Raw genomic sequence first — 17,306 nt, forward strand, 5'->3', positions numbered from 1 at the left:
TATGGAACTTATTAAGACGCTTATTTGGGTTGTTAACCTGCTCTCCGCGGTGACGATTATCGTCCTTGTCCTCATGCAGCATGGCAAGGGTGCGGATATGGGTGCGGCTTTCGGCAGCGGCGCTTCCGGAAGTCTGTTTGGTGCGTCTGGCTCTGCGAATTTTCTGAGTAGAACCACTGCGATTGCAGCGGTTGTATTCTTCTCCACGAGTCTCACCCTTGTTTATCTGTCGGGGGGCGGAAAAACGGATCTGGGTGTGATGGGTGGCAAGGTTGAACAAGTTGCGCCGCAAATCCCGGTCGGGGCAACCACTGGCAAAGCTTCGGGCACGACGTCAAAAATTCCGGAGTGACAGTAAAGTTATATTGTGCCGACATGGTGAAATTGGTAGACACGCTATCTTGAGGGGGTAGTGGCCGTAGGCTGTGTGAGTTCGAGTCTCACTGTCGGCACCACCATTCAAAAATAGGCCACCGGGATTCCGGTGGCCTATTTTATTTGGAGCCAAGGAGGGTAATTCCTCCTTTTTTTGGGGGTGTACGGGAAATGCTGCAAAATTATTTTCCCATTCTGTTGTTTGTCATCGTCGGATTGTTGGTTGGCGTGGGTCCTATTGTCCTTGGCAAGGTCCTCGCACCCAATCGTCCTGACCCTGAGAAACTCTCTCCTTATGAGTGCGGATTCGAGGCCTTCGAAGATGCACGCATGAAATTTGACGTTCGCTACTACCTCATTGCCATTCTTTTCATTCTGTTCGATCTGGAAATTGCATTTCTGTTTCCCTGGGCCGTGGTCCTGAAAGAACTGGGTGCATATGGCTTTGGTGTAATGGTGGAATTCCTGGGCGTGTTGACCCTGGGTTTCGTCTACATGTGGAAAAAGGGAGCGCTGGAATGGGAGTAGAAGGTATTCTGGAAAAAGGCTTCGTGACCACGACGGCCGACAAGCTCATCAACTACACCCGTACCGGTTCGCTGTGGCCGATGACCTTTGGTCTGGCCTGCTGTGCCGTGGAAATGATGCACGCTGGTGCCGCACGTTACGACCTGGACCGTTTCGGCATCGTTTTCCGTCCCAGTCCCCGTCAGTCTGACCTGATGATCGTGGCCGGTACGTTGTGCAACAAGATGGCACCGGCACTGCGCAAGGTGTATGACCAGATGGCGGAACCGCGCTGGGTCATCTCCATGGGCTCCTGTGCCAACGGTGGTGGCTACTACCACTACTCCTACTCCGTCGTCCGTGGCTGTGACCGCATCGTGCCGGTCGATGTCTACGTGCCAGGCTGTCCACCGACTGCCGAAGCACTGCTGTATGGCATCATCCAGCTGCAGAACAAGATCAAACGCACCTCCACCATCGCCCGATAAGGTAAGTACTTATGGCCTCCAAGAAAATGGAAGCATTGGGATCGGTCGTCGAGCGGGTGCTGGGCGACAAGCTTGTTTCAAGCACGCTGGCCCTCGATGAACTGACCATCGTCTGCAAGGCGGCAGATCTGATCACCGTGGCCACCACGCTGCGTGATCATGCTGAACTTTCTTTCGAACAACTGATCGACCTGTGCGGTATGGACTACAGCGCCTACCGTGACGAGCCGTGGGATGGCCCGCGCTTTGCCGTGGTCTACCACCTGCTGTCGCTCAAGCACAATCTGCGCATCCGCTTGCGCGTCTTTGCCGAAGACGACAGCTTCCCGCTGCTCGCCTCGGTCAATCCGGTATGGAATGCCGCCAACTGGTTCGAGCGCGAAGCCTTCGACCTGTTCGGCATCGTGTTTGAAGGTCACCCCGACCTGCGTCGCATCCTGACCGACTATGGCTTTGTCGGCCATCCCTTCCGCAAGGACTTCCCGCTGTCCGGTCATGTGGAAATGCGCTATGACCCGACCCAGCAGCGCGTGATCTATCAGCCGGTCACCATTGAGCCGCGCGAAATCACTCCGCGCATCATTCGTGAGGAGAACTACGGTGGCTGAGATCCGTAACTACACGCTGAACTTCGGTCCCCAGCACCCGGCAGCCCACGGCGTATTGCGTCTGGTGCTGGAGCTGGATGGTGAAGTGATCCAGCGTGCCGACCCGCATATCGGCCTGTTGCATCGCGGCACCGAGAAACTGGCTGAAAGCAAGACTTTCATCCAGTCGCTGCCGTATATGGATCGTCTGGACTACGTGTCCATGATGTGCAACGAGCACGCCTACTGCCTGGCCATCGAAAAGCTGCTGCAGATCGAAGTGCCGCTGCGCGCGCAATACATCCGCGTGATGTTTGCCGAAATCACCCGTATCCTGAACCACCTGCTGTGGATTGGCGCGCACGCCATCGACATCGGCGCCATGACCATGTTCCTGTACGCTTTCCGTGAGCGTGAGGACCTGATGGACTGCTACGAAGCCGTGTCCGGTGCCCGCATGCACGCCGCCTACTTCCGCCCGGGTGGCGTATACCGTGACCTGCCGGACTCCATGCCGCAGTACACCGTATCCAAGATCAAGAATGCCAAGGAACTGGCGCGTCTGAATGAAGGCCGCAAGGGTTCCATGCTGGACTTCATTGACGACTTCACCAAGCGCTTCCCGACCTACGTCGACGAATACGAAACCCTGCTGACCGATAACCGTATCTGGAAGCAGCGTACGGTCGGTATCGGCGTGGTCAGCCCGGAACGTGCCAAGAATCTGGGCTTCTCCGGCCCGATGCTGCGTGGTTCCGGCATCGAGTGGGACCTGCGCAAGAAACAGCCCTACGATGTTTACGACCGTCTGGACTTTGATATTCCGGTGGGCAAGGGTGGCGACAGCTATGATCGCTATCTGGTGCGCGTCGAGGAAATGCGCCAGTCCAACCGTATCATCCAGCAGTGCGTGGCCTGGCTGCGTGCCAATCCGGGTCCGGTCATCACCGACAACCATAAAGTGGCTCCGCCGTCCCGCGAGGGCATGAAGTCGAATATGGAAGACCTGATCCACCACTTCAAGCTGTTTACCGAAGGCATGCATGTGCCGGAAGGCGAAGCTTACGCCGCGGTAGAACATCCTAAGGGTGAGTTCGGTATCTATCTGGTATCCGATGGCGCCAACAAGCCGTACCGACTGAAAATCCGTGCCCCGGGTTTTGCCCATCTGGCAGCCCTGAATGAAATGGCCACGGGCCACATGATCGCCGACGTGGTGGCCATCATCGGTACCCAGGATATCGTGTTTGGGGAGATCGACCGCTAATGCTATCCGCACAATCACTCGCCGCCATTGATCGCGAAGTCGCCAAATACCCGGCCGACCAGAAACGCTCGGCGGTCATGGGCGCGCTGCGCATTGCCCTGGTGGAGCGCCGTGAAACCGGCAAGACACCGGAAGAGCGTTGCCTGAATACCGAGGTGATCGAATTCGTTGCCAACTACCTGCAGATTCCGCCGGTAGCTGCCTACGAAGTCGCCACCTTCTACAACATGTACGACATGAAGCCGGTTGGCCAGTACAAGATTACTGTGTGTACCAACCTGCCCTGTGCCTTGTCCGGTGGCGTGAATGCCGCCGAGTACATCTCCAAGAAGCTGGGCATCGCCATTGGCGAAACTAGTGCTGACGGCAAGTACACCTTGCTGGAAGGGGAGTGCATGGGTGCCTGCGGCGATGCGCCGGTCTTGCTGGTGAACAACCACAAGATGTGCAGCTTCATGACGCCCGAAGCAATCGACAAGAAACTGGCGGAGTTGAACTAATGGCAGTCTTCGTCAATGGTGTGATTTTCGACGGCATCGATACCTCTGCACAGGACTGCTGGAAGCTGGAGGCCTATGTGGCCCGTGGCGGCTATCAGGCCCTGCGTCGCATCATCGAATCCAAGATGGCGCAAGAGGACGTGATTGCTGAAGTGAAGAATTCCGGTCTGCGCGGTCGTGGCGGTGCGGGCTTCCCCACCGGCCTGAAGTGGAGCTTCATGCCGCGCTCCTTCCCGGGCGACAAATACGTGGTGTGCAACACCGACGAGGGTGAGCCGGGTACCTTCAAGGACCGCGACATCCTGCGCTTCAATCCGCATGCGCTGATCGAAGGCATGATCATCGCCGGCTACGCCATGGGAACCAAGGCAGGCTACAACTACATCCACGGTGAAATCTTCGAAGAGTACGAACTGTTCGAAGCCGCACTGGATGAAGCCCGCCAGGCTGGTTTCCTGGGTAAGAACATCCTCGGCAGCGACTTCAGCTTCGACCTGTTCGCCCATCATGGCTATGGTGCCTACATCTGTGGTGAGGAAACCGCGCTGCTGGAATCGCTGGAAGGCAAAAAAGGCCAGCCGCGCTTCAAGCCGCCGTTCCCGGCCAGCTTCGGTCTGTACGGCAAGCCCACCACCATCAACAACACCGAGTCCTTTGCCTCCGTGCCTTTCATCATCCGTGATGGCGCACAGAAGTTCCTGGAAGCGGGCAAGCCGAACAATGGCGGTACCAAGCTGTTCTCGGTTTCCGGTCATGTGAATCGTCCGGGCAACTACGAGATCCCGCTGGGCACCCCGTTCTCGGTACTGCTGGAAATGGCTGGCGGCATGCGTGATGGCAAAAAGCTCAAGGCGGTGATTCCGGGTGGTTCTTCCGCTCCGATCCTGCCCGGCGACGTCATGATGCAATGCACCATGGACTACGACAGCATCGCCAAGGCCGGCTCCATGCTGGGTTCCGGCGCTGTCATCGTGATGAATGAAGACGTGTGTATGGTGAAGGCGCTGGAGCGTCTGGCCTACTTCTATCACGAGGAATCCTGCGGCCAGTGCACGCCGTGCCGCGAAGGCACCGGCTGGCTGTACAAGGTGATCCATCGCATCGCCAACGGCGAAGGCCGTCCGGGCGATCTGGAGCTCCTGGATTCGGTAGGCAATAACATGGCCGGCCGTACCATCTGTGCACTGGCAGATGCTGCCGTGTTCCCGGTTCGCAGTTTCACCAAGCACTTCCGCAATGAGTTCGAGTACCTGATCGAACACAAGAAGCCCTTGGTGGACCACAAATGGTGTTGAGCGATGCTTGAAATCGAAATCGACGGTAAAAAACTGACTGTCCCGCAAGGCAGTACCGTGATGGATGCCGCCCATTCCGTGGGCACCTACATCCCTCACTTCTGCTACCACAAGAAACTGTCCATCGCGGCCAACTGCCGCATGTGTCTGGTGGAAGTGGAAAAAGCACCCAAGCCACTGCCCGCCTGCGCTACGCCGGTGACCGACGGCATGAAGGTGCATACCCATTCCGACATGGCCAAGAAGGCGCAAGCCGGCGTGATGGAATTCCTGCTGATCAATCACCCGCTGGATTGCCCGATCTGCGATCAGGGCGGCGAATGTCAGCTGCAGGATCTGGCCGTAGGCTACGGCAACTCTTCTTCCCGCTACCAGGAAGAAAAGCGCAGCGTAGTCGGCAAGGACATGGGTCCGCTGGTATCCGCTGAAGAAATGTCGCGCTGCATTCACTGCACCCGCTGCGTACGCTTCACCGAAGAAATCGGCGGCTTCCAGGAAATCGGCATGGCCAACCGCAGCGAATTCTCGGAAATCATGCCCTACCTGGGCAAGACCGTGAATTCGGAAATCTCCGGTAACGTCATCGACCTCTGCCCGGTCGGCGCGCTGACTTCCAAGCCTTTCCGCTACAGCACCCGTGCCTGGGAACTGTCCCGCCGCAAGTCGGTCAGCCCGCACGATGGTCTGGGCTCCAACCTGATCGTTCAGGTGAAGGCCAACGAAGTGATGCGCGTGCTGCCGCTGGAAAACGAAGCCATCAACGAATGCTGGATTGCCGACCGCGACCGCTTCTCGTATGAAGGCCTGAATTCCGCCGAGCGTCTGCAAAAGCCGATGATCAAGTTCGACGGCAAGTGGCACGAGACCGACTGGGAAACCGCGCTGGCCTACGTGGTGAAGGGCCTGAACGGCGTATCCGCCGATCACGGCAAGGATGCCATCGGCTTCCTCACCAGCCCGCATTCGACGACCGAAGAACTGTATCTGGCGCAAAAGCTGGCCCGTGCCTTTGGTGTCAACAACATCGACTACCGTCTGCGCCGCAGTGACTTCTCCGCCGATGCCGCCCAGCAGGGTGCGCAGTGGCTGGGTTCCAGCATTGCCGAGCTGACCGCTGCCAAGTCCATCCTGGTAGTGGGCAGCACCCAGCGCAAGGAACAGCCGCTGCTGGCCTCGCAATTGCGTCAGGCCGTGAAGAAGGGCAGTGCGCTCAACGTGATCCACGTGGCGGACGATGCGCTGCTGACTGCAGTCAATGCCAAGCTGATCGTTTCGCCGCTGGCGCTGGTCAACGCGCTGGCCCAGGTACTGAAGGCTGTGGTTGAGATCAAGTCGGCTCAAACTGCCATCGATCTGGCTGCCGTTGCCGCCAGCGAAGAGGCACAAGCCATTGCGGCCAGCCTGGTGGAAGCAGAATCCGCTGCCATCGTGCTGGGTAATGTGGCGCAGCACCATCCGGCCTTTGCCCAGCTGCTGAAGCTGACGCAAGAAATTGCCGCGCTGACCGGTGCACGCTTTGGCCTGCTGGCCGAAGCCGCCAACAGCACCGGTGCCGAACTGGTGGGTGCCCTGCCGCACCGCGCCGCCTTCGGTGCCAACACCGCTGCCGGCCTCAACGCTGCCGCCATGATTGCCGCACCGCGCAAGGCCTACTTCCTGCTGAATACCGAAGTGGAATTCGACAGCTACAATCCGCAAGCTGCCGTGGCCGCCATGAAGCAGGCTGCTACCGTGATCGCACTGACCGCCTACAAGGGCGCAGGTCTGCTCGATTACGCCGATGTACTGCTGCCGATTGCCCCGTTCTCGGAAACTGCCGGCTCCTTCGTCAATATGGAAGGCAAGCTGCAGTCCTTCAACGGTGTGGTACGTCCGCTGGGCGAAACCCGTCCGGCGTGGAAGGTATTGCGCGTACTGGGCAATATGCTGAATCTGTCCGGTTTCGAGCACAACAGCGCCGAAGAAGTGCGTGCCGAATTGCTGGCCCATGGCGCAGTCGAGTCTGCCTTCAATAACGCCATTGGCGATGTTCCGGTCAATGCCGAGGCTGGTGCTGGTCTGGTGCGGATTGGTGAAGTGCCGCTGTATCAGGCGGATGCCATCTGCCGCCGTGCCCAGTCCCTGCAACAGACTGCTGATGCGGCTGCACCGGTTGCCCGTGCGCATTCCAGCCTGCTGGCCCGCCTGAATCTGGCTGACGGCAAGCAAGGCTTGCTGCGTCAGGGTACTGGCGAGCTCAAGGTACTGGTCGAGGCCGATGACAGCCTGCCGGCTGACACGGTACGTCTGGCAACGGCACATCCGCTGACTGTCGGTCTGGGTGGCATGTTCGATTCCATCGAGCTTACACAGGGGTAAAACATGGAGTTCTTGCAAGGCATTCTCGGTAATGAAGCGGGGCTCACGGTGTGGACCCTGCTCAAGATCATCGCCATCGTGGCACCGATGATGATTGCCGTCGCGTATCTGACCTACTTTGAACGCAAGGTAATCGGCTACATGCAGATCCGTATCGGCCCCAACCGGGTCGGTCCGCTGGGCCTGCTGCAGCCGCTGGCTGACGGCCTCAAGCTGTTGATGAAGGAAATCATTCTGCCGACGCAGTCCAGCAAGGGCCTGTTCCTGCTGGCTCCGGTGCTGGCCATTGGCCCGGCACTGGCTGCCTGGGCGGTGGTGCCCTTCAGCGACACGCTGGTGCTGGCCAATATCAACGCTTCGCTGCTGTACATCCTGGCGCTGTCGTCCATCGGTGTATACGGCATCATCGTGGCCGGCTGGGCCGGTAACTCCAAGTACTCCTTCCTGGGCGCCATGCGTTCCGCTGCCCAGATCGTGTCCTACGAACTGGCCATGGGCTTTGCGCTGGTCGGGGTACTGATGGTGTCCAGCAGCCTGAACCTGGTTGACATCGTCAAGCAGCAGGCTCACGGCATGGCCGGTGGTTCGCTGTTCTCCTGGAACTGGCTGCCGCTGTTCCCGCTGTTCATCGTCTACCTGATCTCCGGCGTGGCGGAAACCAACCGTGCCCCGTTTGACGTGGCCGAAGGTGAATCGGAAATCGTCGCCGGTTTCCATGTGGAATACTCCGGCATGGCATTTGCGGTGTTCTTCCTGGCCGAATACGCCAACATGATCCTGGTATCGGCACTGACTTCCATCCTGTTCCTGGGTGGCTGGCTGTCGCCCTTCCCGGCAAGCTGGGGCCTGCTGGGTGCCGGTGGCTTCTTCTGGCTGGCGGTCAAGATGGCGTTTGTGCTGTTCTGCTTCCTGTGGTTCCGTGCGACTTTCCCGCGCTATCGCTATGACCAGATCATGCGTTTGGGCTGGAAGGTGTTCATCCCGGTCACCCTGGTGTGGATCCTGGTGCTGGGGATCTGGATGATGACCCCGCTGTCGCTGTGGAACTGAGGGGATAGGTAAAGAACATGGATACGATTCGCAACTTTTTCAAAACCTTCCTGCTGGTGGAACTGGTCAAGGGTCTGATGCTGACCGGGCGTTATTTCTTTGCCCGCAAGATCACCGTCCAGTTCCCGGAAGAAAAGACGCCGATCTCCCCGCGCTTCCGCGGCCTGCATGCGCAGCGTCGCTACGCCAACGGTGAAGAGCGTTGCATTGCCTGTAAGTTGTGTGAGGCGGTGTGCCCGGCAATGGCGATCTCGATCGAGTCGGAACAGCGTGAAGACGGCACCCGCCGCACTTCCCGCTACGACATCGACCTGACCAAGTGCATCTTCTGCGGTTTCTGCGAAGAAGCCTGCCCGGTCGACGCCATCGTGGAAACGCACATCTTTGAATACCACGGTGAAAAACGTGGCGACCTCTACTACACCAAGCCGATGCTGTTGGCGGTGGGTGACAAGTACGAGGCCGAAATCGCTGCCAACAAGGCAGCCGATGCCAAGTACCGTTAAGGGGGCCTCATGAGCATGACTACGGTTATTTTCTACATCCTGTCCGCCATTCTGCTGTTTGCCGCGGTTCGGGTGGTCACTGCCAAGAACCCGGTACACGCCGTGCTGTATCTGGTGCTGGCCTTCTTCACCAGCTCCGGACACTGGCTGCTGCTGCAGTCCGAGTTCCTGGCCATTACCCTGGTACTGGTTTATGTGGGCGCGGTGATGGTGCTGTTCCTGTTTGTGGTGATGATGCTGGATATCAACGTGGAGAAACTGCGCGAAGGTTTCTGGCGCAATCTCCCGGTGGCTGCCACCGTTGGCCTGATCATGGCCTTCGAAATGGTGCTGATCCTGACCAATCCGCACACCGGCCTGGCCGACTACAAGGCCGGTGCGGCGCTGGCGGCTGATGCCAGCAATGTCAAGGTACTGGGTCGCCAGCTGTATACCACCTATCTGCTGCCGTTCGAACTGGCTGCGGTGGTGCTGCTGGTGGCCATGGTGGCTGCCATCGGCCTGACCCAGCGTAGCCGCAAGGACACCAAGGTGGTGGATGCTGCAGATCAGGTCAAGGTTCGCAGTCAGGACCGCGTGCGCATCGTGAAGATGCAAGCCGAAAAAAATGTGGAAGCGGCCGATACTGCCGAGTCCGGTGAGCAACAGGCCTGACGGCCGAACAACATAAGGGAGGAAATGTGCTGACACTAACTCACTTCCTGGTGCTGGCCGCAATCCTGTTTGCCATCAGCGTGCTGGGGATTTTCCTGAACCGGAAGAACCTGATCGTGCTGTTGATGGCCATCGAACTGATGCTGCTGGCAGTGAATTTCAACTTCATTGCCTTCTCGCATTACCTGTCCGATACAGCAGGCCAGATTTTCGTATTCTTCATCCTGACGGTAGCAGCGGCAGAGTCGGCCATTGGTCTGGCCATTCTGGTGGTGCTGTTCCGCAATATGCGGACCATCAACGTTGAAGACCTGGGCAGCCTCAAGGGCTAAGGCAAACCGGTTACCAAACTACAAAGCACACAAGCATGGATATGAAAAGCTTATACCTGCTGATTGCGCTCTCACCACTGGTGGGATCCATCATCGCAGGCTTGTTTGGATGGGCAATCGGCCGCCGCGCTTCCCACGTCGTGACGATTCTCGGCGTGGCAGTCTCGGCAGCCCTGTCCTTCAAGGTACTTTATGCCTTCCTTAGCGGGCAGGCAGAAGTCTTCAACGCGCCGGTCTACACCTGGCTGACGGTAGGGGGCTACGAGTTCTCCGTCGGCTTCCTGGTGGACTCGCTCACCGCCATGATGCTGGTGGTGGTGACCTTCGTGTCGCTGATGGTGCATATCTACACCATCGGCTACATGCAGGAAGATCCGGGCTATCAACGCTTCTTCAGCTATATCTCGCTGTTTACCTTCTCGATGCTGATGCTGGTGATGAGCAACAACTTCATCCAGCTGTTCTTCGGTTGGGAAGCAGTGGGCCTGGTGTCCTATCTGCTGATCGGCTTCTGGTTCAAGCGTCCGACTGCGATCTACGCCAACCTTAAGGCCTTCCTGGTCAACCGTGTGGGTGACTTCGGTTTCCTGCTGGGTATCGGCCTGGTACTGGCTTACTTTGGCGGTTCGCTGAACTACAGCGATGTATTCGCTGCAGCGCCGGCACTGGCCAGCAAGACCATCCAGATCATCCCGGGCTGTGAGTGGTCGCTGCTGACCGTGACCTGCATCCTGCTGTTCATCGGTGCGATGGGTAAGTCGGCACAGTTCCCGCTGCATGTGTGGCTGCCGGACTCGATGGAAGGCCCCACCCCGATCTCCGCGCTGATTCACGCGGCGACCATGGTGACTGCCGGTATCTTCATGGTATCGCGCATGAGCCCGCTGTTTGAAATGTCGGATACCGCGCTGAACGTGGTGCTGGTGGCTGGTTCCATCACCGCCTTGTTCATGGGTTTCCTTGGCATCGTGCAGAACGACATCAAGCGTGTGGTGGCTTATTCCACCCTGTCGCAGCTGGGTTACATGACGGTTGCCCTGGGTGCCTCGGCCTACCCGGTTGCCATGTTCCATGTAATGACCCACGCCTTCTTCAAGGCCCTGCTGTTCCTGGGCGCCGGTTCCGTCATCATGGGCATGCACCATGACCAGGACATGCGCAATATGGGCGGCCTGCGCAAGTACATGCCGATTACCTGGATCACTTCGCTGCTGGGTTCGCTGGCGCTGATCGGTACGCCGTTCTTCTCCGGTTTCTACTCAAAGGATTCCATCATCGAAGCGGTACAGCTGTCGCATCTGCCGGCAGCCGGTTTTGCCTACTTCGCGGTGATCGCCGGTGTATTCGTGACCGCCTTCTACTCCTTCCGCATGTACTTCCTGGTCTTCCATGGCAAGGAACGCTGGATGGAGAAAAAAGACGACCATCACCACGGTCATGACGATCACGACCACCACCATGGTCTGGGTCCGCACGACAAGCCGCACGAATCGCCGTGGGTGGTGACCCTGCCGCTGGTGCTGCTGGCCATTCCGTCGGTGCTGGTGGGTTTCTTTGCCATCGAACCGCTGGTTTACGGTTCCTTCTTCAAGGGTGTCATTACGATTCATGGCGAGGCTCACCCGGCTCTGGAAGAACTGGCACGTGAATTCCATGGCCCGGTTGCCATGGGTGTGCATGCCTTTACCTCGCTGCCCTTCCTGCTGGCGCTGGCCGGTGTGGTGACAGCCTGGTTCTTCTATATGAAGGCGCCGCAGATCCCGGCAGCCATCAAGCAGAAGTTCAGCTTCGTTAACCAGATTCTGGAAAACAAGTACTACCTGGACGAGCTGTACTACGCCGTGTTTGCCAAGGGCTCGCGCGCTCTGGGTACCTTCTTCTGGAAGGTGGGCGACATGCTGCTGATCGATGGCCTGGTAGTGAATGGTGCAGCCAAGCTGGTGGGAACCTTCTCCAAGCTGGTACGCAAGCTGCAGACCGGTTTCATCTACAGCTACGCCATGACCATGATTATCGGCGTGCTGGCTCTGATGACGCTGTGGTTCTCGCAGATCATCCTGCGCTAAGGCCCAGACCTCTGGAATTGGAATAACTACTTAGGTTTTGACTATGTTCACAAATCAGTTAAGTCTGGTGATCTGGGCCCCGATCGTGGCCGGGTTGCTGGTGCTGGCTACGGGAGGAGACCAACGGGCCAACCTGGCCCGCTGGCTGGCCGTAGCCGGTGCCTTGATCGGTTTCCTGCTGTCGCTGCCGCTGTTTACCGGCTTCGACAACCTGAACGGCGGCATGCAGTTCGAGGAAGTGAAGCCGTGGATTGCCTCCTTTGGCATCCAGTACCACCTGGGCGTGGACGGCATATCCATGCTGTTCGTGATCCTCAACAGCTTTACCACCCTGATGGTGGTACTGGCTGGCTGGCAGGTGATCCAGAAGCGTCCGGCGCAGTACATGGCCGCCTTCCTGATCATGTCCGGCCTGATCAACGGTGCCTTTGCCGCGCTGGATGCCATCCTGTTCTATGTCTTCTTTGAAGGCATGCTGATCCCGATGTACCTGATCATCGGTGTCTGGGGTGGTCCGCGCCGGGTGTATGCGTCCTTCAAGTTCTTCCTGTACACCCTGCTCGGTTCGCTGCTGATGCTGGTTGCCTTGATCTACCTGTACTTCCAGGCTGGCAAGACTTTCGACATCCAAGCCTTCCAGGCGATTGCCAAGATTCCGCTGAACGTGCAGATCCTGCTGTTCATCGCCTTCTTCCTGTCGTTTGCCGTGAAGGTGCCGATGTGGCCGGTGCATACCTGGTTGCCGGATGCCCACGTGGAAGCGCCGACCGGTGGTTCCATGGTGCTGGCGGCCATCACCCTGAAGATCGGTGCTTACGGTTTCCTGCGGTTTGCCCTGCCCATCCTGCCGGATGCCGCGCGTGAACTGTCGTGGATCATGGTGGCCCTGTCGCTGGTTGCCGTGGTGTACATCGGTCTGGTGGCACTGGTGCAGACCGACATGAAGAAGCTGGTGGCTTACTCCTCCATTTCCCACATGGGCTTCGTCACCCTGGGTCTGTTCATGTTCACCGGTTCGCACCTGAACCAGTGGGCCGTGGAAGGCGCCCTGGTACAGATGGTGTCGCACGGCTTCGTTTCCGCCGGCATGTTCTTCTGCATCGGTGTGATGTATGACCGCGTGCACAGCCGCAACATCGCCGATTACGGTGGCGTGGCCAACAAGATGCCGATCTTTGCTGCTTTCATGATGCTGTTTGCCATGGCCAACTCCGGTCTGCCGGCCACTTCCGGTTTTGCCGGTGAGTTCATGGTGATCATGGGCGCGGTGCAGGTGAATTTCTGGTATGCCGCCCTGGCTGCCACCACCCTGATCTTCGGCGCGGCCTACACCCTGTGGATGTACAAGCGGGTGATCTTCGGCGAGGTGAGCAATCACCATGTGGAAGAAATGGCTGATGTGAACAAACGCGAATTCCTGGTGCTGGCCGTGCTGGCCATTGCAGTGCTGGGCATGGGTCTGTACCCGCAAGGCTTCGTCGAAAAGATGCACCTGTCGGTGAATGACCTGATTGCGCATGTTGCGCAGACCAAGCTCTAAGGCCATAAGGAAAACATAATGAATTGGGCTGATCTGAACCTGATGCCTGCCTTGCCCGAACTGTTCATGTCCGTGGCAATACTGGTCATCCTCATGCTCGATGCTTTCATTTCGGATGCAAAGCGCGGCCTGCATTACGGTCTGGCCTTGCTGACGCTGGCTGGCTGTGCGGTATTGCAGGTACAAAGCTATTCGGCAGTACCGGTACATACCTTCTCCGGCATGTTTGTCAGCGATGCGCTGTCCAGTCTGGTCAAACTGGCCATGTATGGCAGCACCGCCATGGTGCTGGTTTACAGCCGTCAGTACATTGCCGACCGCGGTCTGCTGCGTGGCGAGTTCTTCTCCCTGGCACTGTTTGCCCTGCTCGGGATGAACATCATGGTGTCGGCTTCGCATTTCCTGTCGCTGTACATGGGTCTGGAACTGCTGTCGCTGTCGCTGTACTCGCTGATCGCCTTGCAACGTGATGAAGTAAAGGCAACCGAAGCTGCCATGAAATACTTCGTACTGGGCGCGCTGGCTTCCGGCCTGCTGCTGTACGGTATTTCCATGATCTACGGTGCCACCGGCACGCTGGACCTGGCCTTGGTGGCCAAGGCCATCAAGCTGCATACCGCCAATGACATGCTGCTGGTGTTCGGTCTGGTGTTCATCGTGGCTGGCCTGTGCTTCAAGCTTGGCACAGTTCCCTTCCACATGTGGGTGCCGGACGTCTACCAGGGTTCGGCCACCGCCGTGACCCTGATGGTGGGCGCAGCGCCGAAACTGGCTGCTTTTGTCTTTGTCCTGCGCATCCTGGTGCAAGGCATGGAAGCCATGGTCGCCGACTGGCAAGCCATGCTGGCCTTGGTGGCCGTGCTGTCGATGGCCATCGGTAACATCACTGCCATCGCCCAGACCAATATCAAGCGCATGCTGGCTTACTCCACCATCTCGCACATGGGCTTCCTGCTGCTCGGCCTGCTGGCCGGAACGCCGGATGGCTATGCCGCTGCACTGTTCTACTCACTGATCTACGTGCTGATGTCCATGGTGAGCTTCGGCATCCTGCTGGGTCTGTCGCGTGCCGGTTTCGAATGCGAAACCCTGGACGATCTGAAGGGCCTGAACAGCCGCAACAGCTGGTATGCCCTGCTGATGCTGCTGACCATGTTCTCCATGGCCGGTGTGCCGCCGCTGGCAGGTTTCTATGCCAAGTTTGCCGTGATCAAGGCTATCGTGGACATTCACCTGTACTGGCTGGCCATTATTGCCGTGATGATGTCGCTGATCGGCGCCTTCTACTACCTGCGCGTCGTGAAGAACATCTACTTTGATGAAGCCCAGGATACTTCGGCCATCGTGATGCGTGCCGACATGAAACTGGTGCTGTCCATCAATGCCGTGGCATTGCTGGTGCTGGGCATGCTGCCGGAACGTGTGATCGAATTGTGCGTCCAGGCGATGAAGCAATCGCTCACCGTGATCTGACAGGGAAGCGCCCAGCATGCAAGCCAGTGTTGCTACTTTGTTGATTGTCGCCTTTGTGGCCGCCAATCTACCCTTCCTGACCCAGCGTCTGGGTGGTGTGATCCGCATGGATAACAAGCACTTCGGCTGGCGCTTGCTGGAGTTGCTGGTGCTGTTTGTGCTGGTCGGTGTGTTTGCCCGCTTTCTGGAAGCGCGGCAGATGCCGGTCCAGCCGCAGCACTGGCAGTTTTACGTGACGACGGCAGCCCTGTTTCTGGTGTTTGCCTTCCCGGGCTTTGTCTATCAGACCTTCTGGAAGAAACGCAGCAGTTAACGAGAACGCTATTGCAGAACAACCCGGCCCAGGCCGGGTTTTTTATTGTGCGTAGGGTGTCCTGCTGGGGCCGCTGATTTGTCGCCAGTGCCAGCCCACCGCTGTGGTGCGGACCACCAGGGAAGACAGCCAGGACATGGCTTGGTGACGGACAAGAAAAACCCGGCAGGAAGCCGGGCTGTTTCATCAAGCAAGTCTGTACTGGCAGCACATCAATAGATGCGCTCCTCGCCTTCCGGGCGGGTCTTGAAGCGCTTGTGCAGCCAGAAATACTGGCTGGGTATTTCGCGGATGCGTTCCTCCAGAAAGGCATTCATGCGGCGGGTATCGGCCACGACATCCTCCGTCGGGTAATTCTCCCATGCCGGATAGAATTCCAGCTCGAAGCGATTACCCACGCGGCGAGCAATCAGCGGCACCACGCGCGCCTTGGCCAGCTTGCTGATGCGCGACAAGCCGGTAATCGTCGCGGCATCCTTCTCGAAGAATTTCACGAAGACCGAATCGCGCGCTCCGAAGTCCTGATCGGGCAGGTAGAGAAAGGGCGTGTGCTCCTTGCGCATGGCCTTGATGATGGAGCGCAAGCCTTCGTTGCGCGGCACGATATAGCAATTGTCATAGCGCTGGCGGCCAGCATAGATCTGGGCGTCCAGGGTGTCGTTTTTCTGCTGTGAATACACACTGACCAGCGGTAAAACCTGATTGAGCGCAAACACGCACATTTCAAAGCCGACAAAGTGCGGATAGAACAGGATGACATCCTCGCCCTTGGCGCGCAGCTCTTCCACGATATGCAGATTCTTGATGGTCACCAGCTTGCGGATGCGCTCGGCCGAGCTCCACCAGGCCACGCCATATTCCAGTGCCAGGCGGATCATGAAGCCGAAATTGGCCTTGATCAGCTTTACCCGCTCGGCCTCCGTCATCTGCGGGAAGCATAGCCGCAGATTGGTCAGCCCGACCTTGCGGCGATCTGCAGCCAAGTGATAAGCGACCAGGCCAATGGCATCCGCCAGCAGACCAATGGCCCACATGGGCAGCAGGCGAATCAGCCATAACAGGGCAAAAGCAATCTTCATGGGTTTCCTTGCAGATGGTCCGGCGGCGTAACGCCGGCCGGACATTTGTAACGGTTATAGCTCCACAGATACTGGCTGGGGAAGCGGCGGATCAGGTTTTCCACCGTGTGGTTGAGCAAGGCACAGTCTGCCTCCTTGTCCCCGCTGAAAGGCTGCGGCATGGCTTCGATATGCACGACAAAGCCCTTGCCACCAGGCAGGCGCTCGCCGACAAAGAACAACACCTCAACGCCGCTCACCTGCGCCAGACGCGGCACCAGGCTCATGGTGTAGGCTGGTTTGCCAAAAAAGGGCGCCCACACCCCCTCGCCATTGCCGGGAACCTGATCGGGCAGGATGATGGTGGCTTCACCCGATTTCAGGGCTTTCATCAGAATCCGCACACCGGCACCGGTGGCCGGCGCCGTCTTGCCTTTGCCACGTGCCCGGCCAGCCTGCATCACCGGCTCCAGCCAGCTCAGCTTGGGAGGACGGTACATGGCGGTCAACGGAAAGGGCAGGCGCGAGCTGATATAACGCCCGGCGATGTCATAGCTGCCCAGGTGCGGCGTGACAAAAACAATGCCGTGCCCAGCCTGCAAGGCAAGTTCAACATGCTCCCAGCCATGGCATGCCTTGACCAGCGCGGCGATGTCTGCCGGCTCGCGGCACCAGGCAATGGACAATTCCAATGCACCTTTGCCGGTTTCTCGTGCGGATTGTTTGACTAGTCCTTGTAAAACCTGATAATTTTCACAGATTTTACTCGACGCCAGATTATCTCTCATCCTTTGCGCATAGCGGGGGGAGGCGAGATAAGTTAGCCGCCCCAGTATGGCGCCGAGACTTTGCAGCCACGACAGCGGCAAACGCGCCAGCAAGGACAACATGAGTTGGACCAGCTTGGACATGGTTTCGTCAGTGGTGATCGTAAAGC

The 17,306-nt window shown here is 58.2% G+C and carries 18 protein-coding genes and 1 tRNA gene; 17 read left to right on the forward strand and 2 right to left on the reverse strand.

Features of this window, described 5'->3' with window-relative positions:
- The first annotated feature begins 1 nt into the window (after position 1).
- The 17 genes from secG to JHD64_RS10505 all read left to right on the forward strand — a co-directional run bounded on the left by secG (position 2) and on the right by JHD64_RS10505 (position 15,311).
- The gene (secG, locus tag JHD64_RS10425) at positions 2-352 is read left to right on the forward strand and encodes a preprotein translocase subunit SecG (RefSeq protein WP_059284818.1); all 351 of its coding nucleotides are present in this window, start codon (positions 2-4) and stop codon (positions 350-352) included.
- Positions 353-369: 17 nt separating this feature from the next.
- Positions 370-455, forward strand: a tRNA-Leu gene (locus JHD64_RS10430).
- A gap of 91 nt (positions 456-546) precedes the next feature.
- On the forward strand, positions 547-903 hold the full coding sequence (locus JHD64_RS10435) for an NADH-quinone oxidoreductase subunit A (RefSeq protein WP_059284819.1): 357 nt from the start codon (positions 547-549) through the stop codon (positions 901-903).
- A complete protein-coding gene (locus JHD64_RS10440) occupies positions 894-1,370 on the forward strand; it encodes an NADH-quinone oxidoreductase subunit B family protein (protein ID WP_045847651.1) in 477 nt (158 codons plus the stop codon). The genes JHD64_RS10435 and JHD64_RS10440 overlap by 10 nt, the downstream gene beginning before the upstream one ends.
- Before the next feature lie 11 nt (positions 1,371-1,381).
- Complete coding sequence (locus JHD64_RS10445; protein ID WP_059284820.1) at positions 1,382-1,978, forward strand: NADH-quinone oxidoreductase subunit C; 597 nt, start codon at positions 1,382-1,384, stop codon at positions 1,976-1,978.
- Positions 1,971-3,224: an NADH-quinone oxidoreductase subunit D gene (locus JHD64_RS10450; RefSeq protein ID WP_059284821.1), complete on the forward strand. Its 1,254-nt coding sequence runs from the start codon at positions 1,971-1,973 to the stop codon at positions 3,222-3,224. The genes JHD64_RS10445 and JHD64_RS10450 overlap by 8 nt, the downstream gene beginning before the upstream one ends.
- On the forward strand, positions 3,224-3,724 hold the full coding sequence (gene nuoE / locus JHD64_RS10455; protein WP_199053198.1) for an NADH-quinone oxidoreductase subunit NuoE: 501 nt from the start codon (positions 3,224-3,226) through the stop codon (positions 3,722-3,724). The genes JHD64_RS10450 and nuoE overlap by 1 nt, the downstream gene beginning before the upstream one ends.
- Positions 3,724-5,019 carry an NADH-quinone oxidoreductase subunit NuoF gene (gene nuoF / locus JHD64_RS10460; protein ID WP_059284823.1) on the forward strand — a complete coding sequence of 432 codons (1,296 nt, stop codon included), beginning with the start codon at positions 3,724-3,726 and terminating at the stop codon, positions 5,017-5,019. Before nuoE ends, nuoF begins: the two co-directional genes overlap by 1 nt.
- Positions 5,020-5,022: 3 nt before the next feature.
- A complete protein-coding gene (nuoG, locus tag JHD64_RS10465) occupies positions 5,023-7,377 on the forward strand; it encodes an NADH-quinone oxidoreductase subunit NuoG (RefSeq protein WP_199053199.1) in 2,355 nt (784 codons plus the stop codon).
- Positions 7,378-7,380: 3 nt separating this feature from the next.
- Positions 7,381-8,427 (forward strand): NADH-quinone oxidoreductase subunit NuoH, encoded by a 1,047-nt coding sequence (gene nuoH, locus JHD64_RS10470; protein WP_059284825.1) that lies wholly within the window; start codon positions 7,381-7,383, stop codon positions 8,425-8,427.
- 26 nt (positions 8,428-8,453) lie between these two features.
- Entirely contained in the window at positions 8,454-8,933 is a 480-nt protein-coding gene (gene nuoI, locus JHD64_RS10475; RefSeq protein ID WP_197077215.1) for an NADH-quinone oxidoreductase subunit NuoI, read from the forward strand.
- A gap of 9 nt (positions 8,934-8,942) precedes the next feature.
- Positions 8,943-9,587, forward strand: coding sequence for an NADH-quinone oxidoreductase subunit J (locus tag JHD64_RS10480; protein WP_059284826.1), 645 nt, complete (start codon positions 8,943-8,945; stop codon positions 9,585-9,587).
- 26 nt (positions 9,588-9,613) lie between these two features.
- A complete protein-coding gene (nuoK, locus tag JHD64_RS10485; protein ID WP_045847642.1) occupies positions 9,614-9,919 on the forward strand; it encodes an NADH-quinone oxidoreductase subunit NuoK in 306 nt (101 codons plus the stop codon).
- Positions 9,920-9,954: 35 nt separating this feature from the next.
- On the forward strand, positions 9,955-11,985 hold the full coding sequence (nuoL, locus tag JHD64_RS10490) for an NADH-quinone oxidoreductase subunit L (RefSeq protein WP_059284827.1): 2,031 nt from the start codon (positions 9,955-9,957) through the stop codon (positions 11,983-11,985).
- Positions 11,986-12,028: 43 nt separating this feature from the next.
- Complete coding sequence (locus JHD64_RS10495; protein ID WP_059284828.1) at positions 12,029-13,525, forward strand: NADH-quinone oxidoreductase subunit M; 1,497 nt, start codon at positions 12,029-12,031, stop codon at positions 13,523-13,525.
- A gap of 18 nt (positions 13,526-13,543) precedes the next feature.
- Positions 13,544-14,998, forward strand: coding sequence for an NADH-quinone oxidoreductase subunit NuoN (nuoN, locus tag JHD64_RS10500; RefSeq protein WP_110313571.1), 1,455 nt, complete (start codon positions 13,544-13,546; stop codon positions 14,996-14,998).
- A 16-nt stretch (positions 14,999-15,014) separates the two neighbouring features.
- Positions 15,015-15,311, forward strand: a complete 297-nt coding sequence (locus JHD64_RS10505; RefSeq protein WP_199053200.1) for a DUF2818 family protein — start codon at positions 15,015-15,017, stop codon at positions 15,309-15,311.
- 212 nt (positions 15,312-15,523) lie between these two features.
- On the opposite strand, the gene JHD64_RS10510 is transcribed toward JHD64_RS10505, so the two are convergent.
- Positions 15,524-16,390: a lipid A biosynthesis lauroyl acyltransferase gene (locus JHD64_RS10510; protein ID WP_199053201.1), complete on the reverse strand. Its 867-nt coding sequence runs from the start codon at positions 16,388-16,390 to the stop codon at positions 15,524-15,526.
- Complete coding sequence (locus JHD64_RS10515) at positions 16,387-17,280, reverse strand: lysophospholipid acyltransferase family protein (protein ID WP_199053202.1); 894 nt, start codon at positions 17,278-17,280, stop codon at positions 16,387-16,389. The genes JHD64_RS10510 and JHD64_RS10515 overlap by 4 nt, the downstream gene beginning before the upstream one ends.
- Positions 17,281-17,306: the final 26 nt, after the last annotated feature.

The sequence above is a fragment of the Aquitalea sp. ASV15 genome, from assembly GCF_016429115.1.
GTDB classification, from domain to species: Bacteria; Pseudomonadota; Gammaproteobacteria; order Burkholderiales; family Chromobacteriaceae; genus Aquitalea; species Aquitalea magnusonii.